The sequence below is a fragment of the Ruegeria sp. HKCCD6119 genome, assembly GCF_013110585.1.
In the GTDB taxonomy this organism is placed as follows: Bacteria; Pseudomonadota; Alphaproteobacteria; order Rhodobacterales; family Rhodobacteraceae; genus Ruegeria.
The window spans coordinates 110,766-126,033 of the sequence record NZ_WVQV01000005.1 but is presented as its reverse complement, the minus strand read 5'-3'; the positions used below and the strand labels follow the sequence as shown (position 1 = coordinate 126,033).

Here is a 15,268-nt window from a genome sequence, read left to right as displayed (position 1 = left end):
TGATTAGGCGCAAGCCAGTTGAACGGGGGTGTCGGTTTTGGCGTCATTTTCGAGGAAGAACCGACGCAGCAAGTTTTGGCTGGTCAGCATCCGGTAGTCAGACGATGCACGCCAATCGGTCAGAGGTGAGAAATCCTGTGCCAGCGCCTCGGCGGCGGCTTCAAAGCTGTCGCGCGCCCAGGGTTGACCGTTCAGCGCCGCCTCGGCCGCAGCCGCACGCTTGGGCGTGGCGGCCATGCCGCCGAATGCAATGCGCGCATTGCTGATGGTGCCGTCTGTGATCGTCATGTGGATACCCGCAGCGACGGAAGAGATGTCCTCGTCACGCCGCTTGGAAATCTTGTATGCAGCGTCCAGATCATTGGGTCGGGGCAGGGGCACGCGGATGCTTGCGACAAATTCATCGGGTTGGCGGTCTTGCTTGCCGTAGTCGATGAAGAAGTCAGCCAGAGGCAGGGTTCGGCGTTCGGAACCGCGCCGCAGAGTGATTTCCGCGCCGAGCGCGATGAGAACCGGCGGCGTGTCCCCGATGGGTGAGCCGTTGGCGATATTCCCACCTACGGTTCCCATATTCCGCACCTGCCACCCTGCGATGCGATCCCAGTAGGAGGACAGGTGTGGCAGGTGTTCAGACAGAAGGTCCTGGCAATCGGTGTAGCTGGCGCCGGCACCGATCAGGAGGAGAGACCCCTGTCTTTCGACTGTTTTCAGGTCTTCGAGATGACCGGTGAAGATGGCGGGGCCAATGTCGCGCAGGAACTTGGTCACCCACAGGCCCACATCGGTGGCTCCGGCCACGATCGTGGCGTTTGGATAAGCTTGCAGGCATTCGGCAAGATCATCGACGCTGGATGGCAGAATGCTCAGGTTGTTTTCGGGTCCGGAGACCACGCGCCGCCCGTCCTTCAGGGCCGCCAGACGCGCGGTCATGGTTTCGCGTTCGGTGTTCAGATGATCAGATGTCGGGGTGCCGTAGCGGCTGACGGCAATGGCCGCTCGGATGATCGGCTCATACCCGGTGCAGCGGCACAGGTTGCCCTGCAATGCGGTTTCAACCTGTACTTCGGTCGGTTCCGGAGTTTGCATCCAAAGCGCATAAAGGGCCATGACGAAGCCCGGTGTGCAGAACCCGCACTGGCTGCCATGGTGATCGACCATGGCTTGTTGAACCGGGTGCAGCCGGCCTTGAGGCCCGGACAGATGTTCAACCGTCACGACATGACAGCCGTCGACAGAGGCAAGAAACCGGATACAGGCATTGACCGGAGCATAGCGCAGGCCCGAGCGCCCAAGCCGTCCGACAAGCACGGTGCACGCGCCGCAGTCGCCTTCGGCGCAGCCTTCCTTCGTTCCTGTCAGTCGGCGTTCCAGGCGCAGGAAATCAAGAAGTGTCTGGCCTGCCGACACGTCTGGGACGGAGACATCCTTGCCATTGAGGACAAATTGGATGTGGGTGCGATGCGTCATGGAATTCTCCCTCTGCCCCTGCCTTCCGGAGGGTGGTCAGTGGAACCATAGGAGCAAAGATTGAGATGGAAAATCGCTGCAAATGGCAAATACTTTCAACAGATCGTTGAAAAAGATGGGGCTATACCGCATTCTTTCGCTGCTGGGAGGATCCAATGTCTTACATCGAAAGTCTGCGTGTTTTTGTCCGCGTGATGGAGCTGGGCAGCATCACCTCTGGCGGGCGAGATCTTCGGTTGACCCCGGCGGTGGCCAGCAAACGGTTGAAAGAGCTTGAAAACCATCTGGGTGTGCGGCTGTTCAACCGAACCACCCGATCGATGACACCAACCGAAGTGGGGACGGTTTTCTACGATGAAGCCAAGGCGGTCCTGCTGGCGCTTGATCACGCCGAAGCGCGTGTCGCCAGCTTTTCCGACGCGCCGCGGGGGGCGATCCGCATCACCGCGCCTTTGGGTGTCGGGCGCAGAATCGTTGCGCCTCTGGTGCCGGAATTCTCGGATCGTTACCCGGAAACAGAGATTCGCATGCGCCTGTCCGATCGCAAGGTGGACATTCTGGCTGACGGTCTGGACATCGCCTTTTTCATTGGAGAGCCTGGCGATTCAACCATGAAACTGCGGAAGTTCGCGGATTGTGATCGTGTTCTGTGCGCCTCGCCCGATTACCTGTCGCAGTTTGGGACGCCCAAAACACCGGATGATTTGTTGCACATGCCCCATAACTGCCTGTTGCTGCGTTATCCTAGGTCTCCGGAATACTATTGGACTCTTCGCACTGACATGGGGCCGCGAAAGCTTGAAGTTGGCGGCAAATACGACGCAGACGATGGTGATGTTCTGACCGACTGGGCCTTGTCCGGTCGTGGGATCGTCAACAAGCCGCGCTTTGACGTGCGGGAGTTTCTCGAGGATGGACGGCTGGTCGAGGTCCTGCCCGAGACGCCCCCCTTGCCAACGATTTTCGGGTGTCTTTATCCGCACAAAAAGCTGCAAGATCCCAAGGTGCGCCTGTTCGTCGAACATATCGCACAGCACAGCAAACGCTTTTTCGCATAAAGAAAAACCGGGCATCACGGCCCGGTTCGCTGTCATGGTTTCGCGCGCACGCGCCTATTGGTTTCTGACTTCACGCACCCATGCGATGATGGTTTGGCGTGCCTCTTCATCCATTTGCACTGCCGATGGTGGCGGCATTGCGTGGCTGATCCCGGCTTGCAGATAGATCTGGTCAGCATGTCGGGCCACATCTCCGGGTGTCTCAAGGTAAACTTTCTTCGGGGCCCATTTCATGGTGCCGTACACCGGCTCGCGGGCGTGGCACATCGAGCAATTGCCCAAGACCGTGTCATAGGCATCTTCGAAGCCCGCGGCGGACGCATATTTCTGCTCGTATAGTGTCAGCTCGCGCGCTTCGGCGTCTTCCCATGTCTCGGTGTTTCTCACCGAAGACAGCCAAGCGATCACGACCATTAGCAGAACCGTCACGCCCCAGGTCCAGTGCGGGCCTTTCCCAGTTGCGTGCATCGTGTTGAAATAGTGACGGATGGTGACGCCCGTCAGAAAGATCAGGCTGGCGATGATCCAGGAATACTCGGTGCCGAAAGCAAGTGGATAGTGGTTCGACAACATCAGGAACACGACGGGCAAAGTCAGATAGTTGTTGTGCGTGGATCGTACCTTGGCGATCTTGCCGTATTTGGCATCAGGTGTCCGACCGGCCTTGAGGTCTTCGACCACGATCCGTTGGTTCGGCATGATCTGAAAGAACACGTTGGCCGTCATGATCGTTGCAGTGAAGGCGCCAAGATGCAAAAGCGCGGCACGACCGGTGAAGATCTGGTTGTAACCCCAGGACATGATCACCAGGATCACGAACAACAGCAGCATCAGAACGGTGGGGTGATCGCTCAGCTTGGATTTGCACATCTGATCGTAGAGAAGCCAACCAATGGTCAGCGATCCGCCGGAAATCAGAATCCCCTGCCACAGCGCAAGGTCCACTTTGGTCGGATCAAGCAGGAACAACTCGCCCCCGACCCAGTATATGATCATGAGCAACGCCGCACCAGACAGCCAGGTCGTGTAACTCTGCCATTTGTGCCAGGTCAGGTGCTCGGGCATGCGGGAGGGCGCAACCAGGTATTTGACAGTGTGGTAGAAGCCGCCGCCATGTACTTCCCATTCTTCGCCGTAGGCCCCGTCCGGAAGGGCAGGGTTCGGCTTTAGCATGAGGTCCAGCGCGATAAAGTAGAATGACGCCCCAATCCACGCCATCGCGGTGATCACATGCAGCCAGCGGACGGAAAAGGCGATCCACTCCCACATTACGGCCAAGTCATACATGGCTTTGCTCCTAAGATTCTTTGCTTCCGGTTACTCTATGCGAGTGTGTTTTGTTCTGGTATTGCTGGTAAAGACCAAGCAGTATCAAAAAATGCAAAAAAATGTCCTACCTTGATAACATCAGAACCTTTGTCCGGGTCTATGAATTGGGCAGCATGTCCGCCGCGGGCCGTGATCTGAGGGTTTCGCCAGCCGTCACGTCGGCGCGTATATCGCAACTGGAAGAGCATCTTGGCGTGCGTTTGTTCCAACGCACGACACGCAGCCTAACGCCCACCGAGCAGGGAAAAACTTTCTATCGCGGCGCGGCAGAGATCCTTGAAGCGGTCGAAAGTGCCGAAGCCCAGATCGTCAATCTGACCGAAAACCTGAAAGGGTCACTCTATGTCGCGGCGCCGTTGGGAGTCGGGCGTCGGTTGATTGCGCCGCAGGTCCCGAAGTTTCTTGCAGAGTACCCCGAGGTGAACGTCCGGTTAAGGCTGACCGACCGAAAGGTTGATCTGACAACCGAAGGTCTGGACCTGGCATTTTTTCTTGGTCAGCCAGAGGACAGCAACCTGCGTATTCGCAAGATCGCGGATGTCGAAAGAGTGCTTTGTGCATCCCCGAAATACATCAAAAGGCGCGGGATGCCCGAAAGCGGGGACGCGTTGATCGCTGATGAGCACGAATGTCTCAATTTGCGGTTCCCGGGCGCGACCGAGTTTCAATGGCTTTTGAGGACCGATACGGGGCCAAAACGGTTCCGGGTTTCCGGGCGCTACGAGTCAGACGATGGCGACGTGCTGACAGGCTGGGCCCTTGGCGGACATGGTATCGCGTTGAAGCCGATTTTTGAGATCGCTCAACATCTCAAGGCCGGGACATTGGTTCCGGTGGCGGAAAAGACGCCGCCAGAACCGATTCAGATGGCATGTCTGTTTACGCACCGCCGTATGCAGGACCCCAAAACGCGGCTTTTCATGGAATTCATAATCGAACGCATCGGGTCGTCGATTGCGGCGGCAAATACGGCCCGGTAGGTCGCTCAGCTGCCGCGATAGGTCGAGTACCCGAAGGGCGAAAGCAGCAGAGGCACGTGGTAATGCGAATGTTCGGACATTCCAAACCGGATCGGGATGACGTTCAGAAAGCGCGGGTTTTCAGGTGGTGTGCCGCAGGCATCAAGGTAATCCCCGGCATGGAAGACAAGTTCGTAGTCACCTGTTGAAAACTCTGCTTCGGGTAGAATTTGTTCGTTGGTCCTGCCGTCGTCATTGGTGAACAGAGTTTTCAGCAACTGGCGGTCTGCACCTTCAATGCGGAACAGTTCGATTTTCAATCCTTCGGCGGGGCACCCCCGGGCCGTATCCAGAACATGTGTTGTAAGGTAACCGGTCATTTGCGCTACTCCTCAAGTTATACAGTTACTAGTCTGTTTTCGCATCCAGGAGCAAAGGCAGTCTGTGGGAAGCTGCTTTCTGCATTTTTTGAAAAACATCTTTGATTATCTGGGGTATTGATCAATTCAAGAAGAAGGAAACCGATGTGAAGCCTTATCCACGAGACATGACCGGTTACGGTGGGCAAGTTCCCAAAGCAAACTGGCCGAACGACGCCAAAATCGCCATTCAGATCGTGCTGAATTACGAAGAGGGCGGTGAAAACAACGTTCTGCACGGCGATGCCGCATCCGAAGCGTTTCTGTCCGAGATCACCGGCGCCGCCCCTTGGCCGGGGCAACGGCATTGGAACATGGAATCGATCTATGAATACGGCAGCCGCGCGGGGTTCTGGCGCGTGCATCGCCTTTTGCAGGATCTGCCTGTCACCGTCTACGGTGTTGCAACCGCTTTGGCACGTGCACCTGCACAGGTTGCGGCGATGAAGCATGCCGGGTGGGAGATCGCCAGCCACGGTTTGAAGTGGATTGAACACAAGAACATGGGCGCAGAAGAAGAACGTTCCCAGATCCGCGAAGCAATCCGCCTGCACACAGAGGTTACAGGTCAGCCGCCCCGTGGTTGGTATACGGGCCGCTGTTCGATGAATACGGTCGAATTGGCCGCTCAGGAAGGCGACTTTGCCTATATCGCCGACAGCTACGCCGACGATCTGCCATACTGGATCAAGGCAGGGGGCAAGGATCAACTGATCATGCCCTATACACTGGATTGCAACGATATGCGCTTTGCAATTCAGGCGGGGTTCACCAATGGGGAACAGTTCGAAAGCTATCTGAAAGACAGCTTTGACATGCTCTATTCCGAGGGTGAGGCGGGCGCGGCCAAGATGCTCTCGATTGGGTTGCACTGCCGTCTGATCGGTCGCCCCGGTCGCGCCATGGCGCTAAAACGCGCACTTGATTATTTCAGGAAACACGAAGGTGTCTGGTTCGCAACGCGCGAGCAGATTGCCGAACACTGGGCCATTGAACACCCGCCGGTGCAATGTCTGACCCCGTCCAAAATGGATCGACCAACCTTTGTGTCGGAATTCGGCGGCGTGTTCGAGCACAGCCCGTGGATTGCCGAAGGTGCGTACGAACTGGAAATGGGCCCGACGCATGACAATGCCGCTGGTGTCCACAACGCGCTGGCGCGTGTGTTCCGTTCCGCCTCGCCCGAGCAGCGCCTTGGCGTTCTGACAGCCCACCCGGACCTGGCTGGCAAGCTGGCCGCCGCCGGCCGCCTGACCAAGGAAAGCACCGCGGAACAGGCCGGTGCGGGTCTGGACATGCTGACCGATGAAGAACGCGCAACGTTCACGGCGTTGAACGAAGCCTACACGACCAAGTTCGGCTTTCCTTTCATCATTGCCGTCAAAGACAACACCAAGGCCAGCATTCTGGAAGCCTTTCGCCGTCGCATCGACAATGACCGCGACAGCGAATTTGCCGAAGCCTGCCGTCAGGTCGAGCGCATTGCCGAATTGCGTCTGATCGAGAAGTTCGCGCAATGACGGCTGGCTTGAAACTCCGTCCCTTGACGTCAGAGGCATTTGCACCATTTGGCGATGTCATCGAGGCGGCTGGCCGGGTGGACAAGCTTATAAATCAGGGCAGATGCGCCCGCTATCACGACCGGGCCGTGTTGGATTTCCACGATGGGCGCGCGGGTATCAGCGTGTTTCAGTCCGAAGCCTTCAGCCTGCCGATCAAGTTGGAAATGGTTGAACGCCATCCGGATGGCAGCCAAGCCTTTTTGCCTTTGTCGGAGAAACCATTTGTCGTGGTTGTGGCCCCGGATGAAAACGGAAAACCCGGTCGGCCCATCGCCTTCAAAACAGCGCCCGGACAGGGAGTGAATTATCATCGCAACACTTGGCATGGCGTTCTGACCCCGCTTCATGCGCCCGGACTTTTTGCGGTGGTCGACCGAATTGGAGCCGGGCCCAACCTCGAAGAGCATTGGTTCGAGGAGGCGTTTGAAATCACAGAATGAGGCGCGTTGCCGGAAGAGGAGCCGGCTGCGAACCTCAAGGGAGGAAAGACCAAATGTCAGATGCATCCATCGGATCGCCGGAACAACTCCGCGATCCGAATTATACTCCGCCGCTGCTTAAGGCGGTGCCGCTTGGAATTCAGCATGTGCTGGCGATGTTCGTGTCCAACGTCACGCCAGCCATTATCGTTTGTGGCGCGGCCGGTTTCGGCTTTGGCTCGAACAGCCCCGATTTCCCGCAGATGATCTACATGATCCAGATGTCGATGTTCTTCGCGGGCGTCGCCACGTTGTTTCAATCTGTTGGCATAGGCCCTGTCGGTGCCCGGCTGCCGATCGTACAGGGAACATCGTTTGCCTTTATCCCGATCATGATTCCACTGGTGGTTGGCAAGGGCGTTGACGCAATTGCCGTCCTGATGGGCGGGGTTGTTGTCGGTGGCTTGTTCCACGCATTCCTCGGGTTGTTCATAGGGCGCATTCGCTTTGCTCTTCCGCCGCTGGTTACGGGCCTTGTGGTAACCATGATCGGCCTGGCCCTTGTCAAAGTCGGCATTCAATATGCCGCCGGCGGTGTACCCGCCATAGGCACCGAGGAATATGGCTCGGGTCTGAACTGGTTCATGGCCGGAACCGTAATCGTGGTCACGCTTGGCCTGAAATTCTTTGCCCGGGGCATGTTGTCGGTGTCGGCGGTTCTCATCGGACTGCTGGTCGGATACGCCGTGGCCTTCCTGCTTGGCCAGGTGAATCTGGGCAACGTCGGCAACGCGGCATCCTTTGCACTGCCGAACCCCTTGCATTTTGGCCTTGAATTTTCGGTCGCGGCCATCATCGGTTTCTGTGCAATGTCCTTTGTTTCCGCCGTTGAAACCGTTGGGGACGTATCCGGTATCACCAAGGGGGGCGCTGGCCGAGAAGCTACCGACAAGGAAATACAGGGCGCGACCTATGCTGATGGTCTTGGTACTGCGATCTCTGGTCTGTTTGGGGCGCTGCCGAACACGTCGTTCAGCCAGAATGTCGGGTTGATTGCCATGACCGGAGTCATGAGCCGCATGGTCGTGACCATCGGCGCGGTTTTCCTGATCATTTGCGGGCTTATTCCAAAGATCGGGGCGATAATCTCGTCCATTCCGATCGAGGTTCTTGGCGGCGGCGTGATCGTGATGTTCGGCATGGTTGTTGCCGCAGGGGTTTCGATGCTGTCGGACGTGAACTGGAACCGGCGCAACATGGTGATTTTTGCAATCGCCCTAAGCCTTGGACTGGGTTTGCAGCTGGAACCCAACGCGTTGCAATACTTGCCCGGCACATTGAAGGTTCTGGCGACATCAGGAATCCTGCCCGCCGCCGTCATCGCCATTGTATTGAATCTGGTGCTTCCCGAAGAACTTTCCGACGAAGCGACGGAAGAGGTCTCGGGCGGTATGGCCGGACATGGTCTTGGGTCCATCGAGCAAGACGACCACGTCTGATGCGTTCGGCGTGATACACTGATCGTTCTGGAAAAAACATGAAGCGGCGCGCCTAGGCGCGCCGCGTTTCATTGTTTGGTCACCATTGAATGGAGATCTGCTGTCAAAAGCTCTTCGCCCAAAAGGACCGCCGAGACAATGCCCAAGAAGGTGGCGCCGTCTGGCTTCAGAAATCGACCTCGATCGCGACCCCTTTCCGAACGGCGAGGTCAACCACGGACGCGGCGACCGCAAGATCTTGAAGGCCCACACCCGTGCCATCGAACAGCGTGATCTGATTGTCCGATATCCGGCCCGGATCGGTGCCGTTGATGACCGCGCCAAGCTGCGCCACGTCGCTTTCCTGGATCAGGCCTTCGGCCACCGCGTGCTGCGCTTCGCCGATGCTGACGGATTGCGCGACTTCGTCCGTGAACACGCTGGCCCTGGCCAGAAGGGCGGCTTCGACTTCCTGTTTTCCTTTGGTGTCCGTGCCCATGCAGGCGATATGAGTTCCGGGGCTTACATGGTTCGCCATCAGCGAGGGCGCAAAGGCCGAAGTGATCGAAATGATCACATCCGCTTCAGTCATTTCGTCAAGTTCGACCGCCTGGAACGGAACGCCGGCTTCATTGGCGACCTTTTCGATATTCGGCAGCATTTCGGGGTGGTAGTTCCAGCCAATGATCTTTTCAAAGGCGCGCTGCTCCAAAGCCGCGCGAAGCTGAAAGGCTGCCTGGTGGCCAGCGCCCATCATGCCTATGACCTTGGCGTCCCTGCGTGCGAGATGCTTGATCGATACCGATGATGCTGCCGCCGTTCGAAGGGCCGTCAGAATGTTCCCACCGACCATCGCAGATGGCTTGCCGGTGTCGGGGTCGAAAAGAAAAACGGTGGACTGGTGGTTGATCAGCCCGCGTTTTTCCAGATTGTTCGGCCAATAGCCGCCCGCCTTCAGTCCCAGCGTCAGGCCGGCGCGGTCAAACCCCCCTTTGAAGCCGTACAGTGCATCTTCGTGCCCGATGGCTTCACGCACGACAGCGAAGTTGTAGGCGTCGCCGGACGCCATTGCGGCAAAGACCTGTTCGACCGCGTCAAAAGCCGCTTGTCGGGTCATAAGGTCAGCGATCTCACGCTCGGGTACGATCAGCATTTCATTCTCCAATCAAATATTCGTGCGCCCGCGTGCCACCGCCGGAAGGAGAGCATACACGCGGGCGGCTGTCTGGCTGCTTCCGAGCCAGCCCTCCCAAACACGGCAAGTTCGGATCAATAAGCGCGTCCGCGGGCGGATACGGGCCAGACGGTCTCGACCTTGCCGTTGCGAACGCCGACATACCAATCATGTACATTTGCGGTTGGGTCGCAGTGCCCCGGAACCAGCCTGAGCTTGTCGTTGACCTTCAGCACACCGTTCGGGTCCATGACGACGCCGTGTTCGTCCGAACATTTGATGTACTCGACATCATCTCGGCCGAAGATAACGGGCAGACCGCTGTCCACCGATTGCGCCTTGAGGCCCGCATCGACGATCGCCTTGTCCGCCTTGGCGTGGCTCATGACGCTGGTCAGGATGAAGAAGGCGTTTTCCCACTCGCCCTGATCGATCCGGTTGCCGTCCTTGTCCAGGATACGGCCGTAATCGGCATCCATGAAGGCGTAGGACCCGCATTGCAGTTCGTTGTACACGCCCGAGTTGGACTCGAAGTAGTATGAACCGGTGCCACCGCCCGAGACCAATTCGCACTCGATGCCTTCGGCTTTGAGGCCTTCAACCGCGTCCCTTACCATCGCAATTGCGGTGTCGAGCTTTTCCTCGCGCGCTTCGTAGCTGTCGAGGTGCTGCATGGCCCCCTGATAGGCCTGTATGCCGGTGAATTTCAGGTTCTCGGCTGCTTCGACCGCTTTGGCGATTTCGATCACGTCGGATGTTGTCGTCACACCGCACCGGCCAGCGCCGCAGTCGATTTCGACGAAGACCTCCAACTGTGTTCCGTGATCCACCGCCGCGCCTGAAAGATCCGCGACATTGTCCAGATCATCGACACAGACGATAATGCGGCTGCCCAGCTTTGGCAGGCTGGCAAGACGGTCGATCTTGGCGGGGTCACGCACCTGGTTCGACACCAGAACGTCCTTGATGCCGCCGCGCACGAACACCTCGGCCTCTGAAACTTTCTGGCAGCAGACGCCCACGGCGCCTCCGATCTTCTCCTGCAACTTGGCCACGTCTACCGATTTGTGCATTTTTCCATGCACGCGGTGGCGCATGCCGTGCGCCTTGGCATAGTCGCCCATCTTCTTGATGTTGCGTTCAAGCGCGTCGAGATCCAGCACAAGAGAGGGGGTCTGGATATCTTCTTCATCCATTCCGGGCTTGGCCGGAATGTCAAAGCCTACTTCGAATTCGTCGAGATTGGTCATATCTTTCATTTCCGTATTCCTATGTAGGGATTGATGTCACGCGTTCAGCCAGGGTAGCCTGTCCAGATCGACATTACCCCCGGTTATGATCAGGCCGACACGCTTGCCTTTGAATGCGTCCGGGTTCTTCAGGATCGTGGCCAGCGGAACGGCCGAAGATGGCTCCATCACGATCCGAAGGTGTTTCCACGTCAGCTTCATCGCGTCGATGATCTCTTGCTCTGATGCCGTGTAAATCTCGGATACGTGGTTCGACACGAAATGCCAGGTCAACTCTTTCAGCGGCACCAGCAGCCCGTCGGCGATCGTCTTGGGTGCGTCATCCGCGATGATGTGGCCGGCCTTGAAGCTGCGATAGGCATCGTCGGCCTGCTCCGGTTCCGCCGCGATGATCGCGGTTTCCGGGGCGAGCGTCGAAAGTGTCAGACAGGTGCCGGACACCATGCCGCCGCCGCCGATAGGTGCGACAACCGCATCCAGACCATCGGTCTGCTCGATGAACTCGCGCGAACAGGTGCCTTGCCCGGCAATCACGCGCGGATCGTTGTAGGGATGGACGAAATCCCCGCCCGTGGCGGCCTGAACCTCGGCAAAGGTTGCTTCGCGCGACGAGGTGGAGGGCTCACATTCCGTGATCTTCCCACCATAGCGCCGCACCGTGTCTTTCTTTGCCTGTGGCGCTGTGCGCGGCATGACGACATTGCACGGTATGCCCCGCTTCATTGCCGCATAGGACAGGCACGAGGCGTGGTTGCCCGAAGAATGGGTTGCGACGCCTTTCCTGGCCTGTTCGTCGTCAAGGCCAAACACGGCGTTTGCAGCGCCGCGAACCTTGAAGGCGCCCGGTTCCTGAAAGTTTTCACATTTGAAGAACAGCTGTGCACCGGATAGCTCGTTCAGATAGTCTGATGTGCGGACCGGTGTGCGGCGGATGAAAGGTTCAATCCGATCATGTGCCGCCAGCATGTCCTCGTAGGTAGGGATATACATGTTGCAGTCCTTCATCACGCGGCGTCCTTTTGAATGGCGCCCGAATGACCGCGATAGTATTCCTGCGCAGCCGCCACGCCCGAGCCCAACTGGATGTTCAGGCCCAGGTCGACCATGCACATTTCAGCGGTGGCAATCCCGGACAGGGCCATGACATCCGTCAGGCTTCCCAGATGCCCGATGCGGAATACCTTGCCCGCGACTTCGCCAAGACCGACACCGAAGGCAACGCCGTATTTTTCGGCCGCGTGCGTGACAATATCGGTGGCGTTGAAACCGTTTGGCGTACGGATCGCGCTGACGGTGTCAGAATAAACCGAAGGGTTCGCCGCGCACAGGTCCAGCCCCCAGGCGCCCACGGCGGCGCGCACGCCTTCGGCAATACGGTGATGCCGGGCAAAGACGTTTTCCAAACCTTCACCCAGCAGCATGTCACAGGCCTGATTGAGGCCATTCATCAAGCCAACCGCAGGTGTGTAAGGGTATGCGCTGTTGGCATAGCCTTTCGCCATGTCGTGCACGTCAAAGAAGGTGCGGGGCAGGGTCCCTGTGCTGGTCGCGTCCATTGCCCGCTGGCTGAACCCGACGATGGCAAGGCCCGCAGGCAACATGAACCCTTTCTGCGAACCCGTGACGGCCACATCAACGCCCCATTCGTCAAAACGGAAATCCATGGATCCGATCGATGAAACACCATCGACGAACAGCATTGCAGGGTGCCCGGCAGCATTCAGAGCCTTGCGTACAGCGGCAATATCCGATTTCACACCGGTCGCCGTTTCGTTATGCGTGGCAAGAACAGCCTTGATTTCGTGGCTTGTGTCGGCGGTCAGAATCTCTTCGTAACGATCGGCTGGCAGCCCTTCGCCCCAAGGGGTTTCGACGATCTCGACATTCAGACCGTGGCGCTGGCACATATCGATCCAGCGATGGCTGAACATGCCGTTGCGCGCCGCCAGAACCTTGTCACCGGCCGACAGGGTGTTGGTCAGCGCGGTCTCCCAGCCTCCGGTTCCGGTCGACGGGAAAATGAAGATTTCGGCGCTGTCGCTTTTCAGAATTTTTTGCACACCCGCGCGTGCTGGGTGCAGAATCTGCCCGAACAGCGGCGAACGGTGATCGATCGTGGGCATGTCGCAAGCCTTGCGAAGGCTTTCGGGGATATTGGTCGGGCCCGGAATGAAAACGGGATTTTGAAAGCTCATGGGTGGTCTCCTTCCGTCGTTGACCACACAATAAGTTCTAGCCGCTCTGCCCGATATATTTTTGAAAAAGACTTTCAAAACACCACGTATTGAATTTAATTTATAATTGTCAGTGTGTTATATTTTTCATATGATGAATTAGTCTTTCACGAATGATCAAAGGGTTTTTATGGATTCTCAAGACAATACTCGCGAAGTCCGCAGAAAAGCCCGTGGAAGACCACGGGGGTGGGACGACAAGACAGCGCAAAACACGATCAAATCTCTCGACCGTGCGATGGAAGTTTTTGAGTATTTGAGTGAAGCGCAGGGCAAGGCGTTAACCGCGCTGTCCGACGAAATGGGCCAGTCGCCCGCCACAGTTTACCGAATTCTCGTTACACTAGAGGGCAGGGGACTTGTCGAGTTCGATCATGACGAGCAGGTCTGGCACATCGGTCCTCGTGCGTTCGTAATCGGCTCGCGCTTCCTGCGTCGCACCAGCCTTGTGGACCGGGCCCGACCCGTGATGCGAAAGCTGATGGAGGCCACCGGCGAGACCGCAAACCTGGGGGTCGAAAAAGAAGGAATGGTGTTGTTCCTGAGCCAGGTTGAAACCCATGCCAGCATCCGGGCGTTTTTCCCACCGGGCACGCTGTCTCCGATGCACGCATCGGGCATCGGGAAAGCTTTGATGGCATATATGGATGAAGATCGGCTGGACCGGCTGTTGGCCAAGACGGAACTGTGGGCCTTCACGGACCGGTCGATTACCAGCCCGGCCGCGCTGAAAGAAGATCTTGCCATGGTCAGGGCACAGGGCTTCTCGATAGACAACGAAGAAAAAAACGCGGGTATGCGATGTATCGCTGCGCCGGTTTTCGATATCAACCGAGAGGCTGTAGCCGGGATTTCGGTATCCGGACCGACAAGCCGCGTCAGCGAAGCCGAAATCGCGCGCCTAAGCCGCCCCGTCATCGAGGCGGCGCGTCAGTTAACTCTGGCCATCGGCGGGACTATTTCTGCGCCGCTGACTTGAGGCTCCGGTGCTGCGGATAAGCCGCTGGTCCCGGCCGCAGGGCCATATGACGGTTCACGTCTTTGTACAGCAGGTAACGGAACTTACCCGGTCCGCCCGCATAACAGGCCTGCGGGCAGAACGCGCGCAACCACATGTAATCGCCGGCCTCGACCTCTACCCAATCATTGTTCAGCCTGTAGACGGCCTTTCCCTCAAGAACATACAGACCATGTTCCATCACATGTGTTTCAAGGAAAGGAATGACGGCGCCGGGCTCGAAAGTCACCACGGTCACGTGCATATCGTGCCGCAGGTCACTTGGATCGACAAAGCGCGTCGTGGCCCATTTGCCGTCGGTTCCGGGCATCGGCGTCGGCGTGATCTCATTTTCGTTGAGAACCAGAACGTCCGGGCGGTCAAGCCCTTCCACCGCTTCATAAGCCTTTCGAATCCAATGGAAGCGCAGGGTCTCACCGCCTCGGTTTCGTAAGGTCCAGTTGCATTCAGCGGGCAGGAAGGCATAGCCGCCGGGCGTCAGCTCATGGGTCGTGCCGTCGGCCGTCAAGGTCGCTGTGCCTTCGACCACGAACAAAACGCCTTCGGCTTCGGGATCGGTCTCGGGACGGTCAGAGCCACCGCCGGGCTGAACCTCCATGATGTATTGCGAAAAGGTTTCGGCAAAGCCGCTTAGCGGGCGGGATATCACCCATAAGCGGGTGTCGTCCCAAAACGGCAGAAAACTGGTCACGATATCCCGCATCGTTCCCTTTGGGATCACTGCATAAGCGTCAGTAAATACGGCGCGGTCAGTCAGCAATTGCTCCTGACCAGGGTGCCCACCGTGTGGAGAATAATACTTGGCGGTCATGCATGCTCCTGAAAAATGTCATATGCCTGAAATATGCGCCGAAGGATCGGTGCGGACCACCCGCAAAAAGTTGACAGCTCTATTCGTGAA

14 protein-coding genes are annotated in these 15,268 nt (G+C 57.7%); 6 read left to right on the top strand and 8 right to left on the bottom strand.

Going from position 1 to position 15,268, the window contains the following annotated elements; translation table 11 throughout:
* Window positions 1-3: 3 nt before the first annotated feature.
* Window positions 4-1,467 (bottom strand): xanthine dehydrogenase small subunit, encoded by a 1,464-nt coding sequence (gene xdhA / locus GS611_RS13510; protein ID WP_171636448.1) that lies wholly within the window; start codon window positions 1,465-1,467, stop codon window positions 4-6.
* A 155-nt stretch (window positions 1,468-1,622) separates the two neighbouring features.
* Here xdhA and GS611_RS13505 point away from each other — a divergent pair, with 155 nt between their 5' ends.
* Window positions 1,623-2,525, top strand: a complete 903-nt coding sequence (locus GS611_RS13505; protein WP_171636446.1) for a LysR family transcriptional regulator — start codon at window positions 1,623-1,625, stop codon at window positions 2,523-2,525.
* A 54-nt stretch (window positions 2,526-2,579) separates the two neighbouring features.
* On the opposite strand, the gene GS611_RS13500 is transcribed toward GS611_RS13505, so the two are convergent.
* Complete coding sequence (locus GS611_RS13500) at window positions 2,580-3,812, bottom strand: urate hydroxylase PuuD (RefSeq protein ID WP_171636444.1); 1,233 nt, start codon at window positions 3,810-3,812, stop codon at window positions 2,580-2,582.
* A 101-nt stretch (window positions 3,813-3,913) separates the two neighbouring features.
* Between GS611_RS13500 and GS611_RS13495 the strand changes: the two genes are divergently transcribed.
* Window positions 3,914-4,834, top strand: coding sequence for a LysR family transcriptional regulator (locus GS611_RS13495; RefSeq protein ID WP_171636442.1), 921 nt, complete (start codon window positions 3,914-3,916; stop codon window positions 4,832-4,834).
* A 5-nt stretch (window positions 4,835-4,839) separates the two neighbouring features.
* Here the strand turns inward: GS611_RS13495 and uraH are convergent, their stop codons facing one another.
* On the bottom strand, window positions 4,840-5,193 hold the full coding sequence (gene uraH, locus GS611_RS13490) for a hydroxyisourate hydrolase (protein ID WP_171636440.1): 354 nt from the start codon (window positions 5,191-5,193) through the stop codon (window positions 4,840-4,842).
* A 146-nt stretch (window positions 5,194-5,339) separates the two neighbouring features.
* On the opposite strand from uraH, the gene puuE reads away from it, so the two are divergent.
* From puuE to GS611_RS13475, 3 genes are read left to right on the top strand one after another with little or no spacing between them, the layout of a single operon-like run.
* Entirely contained in the window at window positions 5,340-6,752 is a 1,413-nt protein-coding gene (puuE, locus tag GS611_RS13485) for an allantoinase PuuE (RefSeq protein ID WP_371732265.1), read from the top strand.
* Window positions 6,749-7,234 (top strand): ureidoglycolate lyase, encoded by a 486-nt coding sequence (locus GS611_RS13480; RefSeq protein WP_171636438.1) that lies wholly within the window; start codon window positions 6,749-6,751, stop codon window positions 7,232-7,234. The genes puuE and GS611_RS13480 overlap by 4 nt, the downstream gene beginning before the upstream one ends.
* A 53-nt stretch (window positions 7,235-7,287) precedes the next feature.
* Window positions 7,288-8,712, top strand: a complete 1,425-nt coding sequence (locus GS611_RS13475) for a uracil-xanthine permease family protein (protein ID WP_171636436.1) — start codon at window positions 7,288-7,290, stop codon at window positions 8,710-8,712.
* A gap of 166 nt (window positions 8,713-8,878) precedes the next feature.
* On the opposite strand, the gene bhcD is transcribed toward GS611_RS13475, so the two are convergent.
* From bhcD to bhcA, 4 genes are all read right to left on the bottom strand, one after another.
* Window positions 8,879-9,844, bottom strand: a complete 966-nt coding sequence (bhcD, locus tag GS611_RS13470; RefSeq protein WP_171636434.1) for an iminosuccinate reductase BhcD — start codon at window positions 9,842-9,844, stop codon at window positions 8,879-8,881.
* A gap of 116 nt (window positions 9,845-9,960) precedes the next feature.
* Complete coding sequence (gene bhcC / locus GS611_RS13465) at window positions 9,961-11,124, bottom strand: 3-hydroxy-D-aspartate aldolase BhcC (protein ID WP_171636432.1); 1,164 nt, start codon at window positions 11,122-11,124, stop codon at window positions 9,961-9,963.
* Window positions 11,125-11,151: 27 nt separating this feature from the next.
* A complete protein-coding gene (bhcB, locus tag GS611_RS13460) occupies window positions 11,152-12,120 on the bottom strand; it encodes a beta-hydroxyaspartate dehydratase BhcB (protein WP_171636430.1) in 969 nt (322 codons plus the stop codon).
* Window positions 12,120-13,310, bottom strand: a complete 1,191-nt coding sequence (gene bhcA / locus GS611_RS13455; RefSeq protein WP_171636428.1) for an L-aspartate--glyoxylate aminotransferase BhcA — start codon at window positions 13,308-13,310, stop codon at window positions 12,120-12,122. The genes bhcB and bhcA overlap by 1 nt, the downstream gene beginning before the upstream one ends.
* A gap of 169 nt (window positions 13,311-13,479) precedes the next feature.
* Here bhcA and bhcR point away from each other — a divergent pair, with 169 nt between their 5' ends.
* Window positions 13,480-14,328 (top strand): HTH-type transcriptional regulator BhcR, encoded by an 849-nt coding sequence (gene bhcR / locus GS611_RS13450; RefSeq protein WP_171636426.1) that lies wholly within the window; start codon window positions 13,480-13,482, stop codon window positions 14,326-14,328.
* On the opposite strand, the gene GS611_RS13445 is transcribed toward bhcR, so the two are convergent.
* Window positions 14,306-15,178 carry a bifunctional allantoicase/(S)-ureidoglycine aminohydrolase gene (locus tag GS611_RS13445; protein ID WP_171636424.1) on the bottom strand — a complete coding sequence of 291 codons (873 nt, stop codon included), beginning with the start codon at window positions 15,176-15,178 and terminating at the stop codon, window positions 14,306-14,308. The genes bhcR and GS611_RS13445 overlap by 23 nt on opposite strands.
* Between the last annotated feature and the right edge of the window lie 90 nt (window positions 15,179-15,268).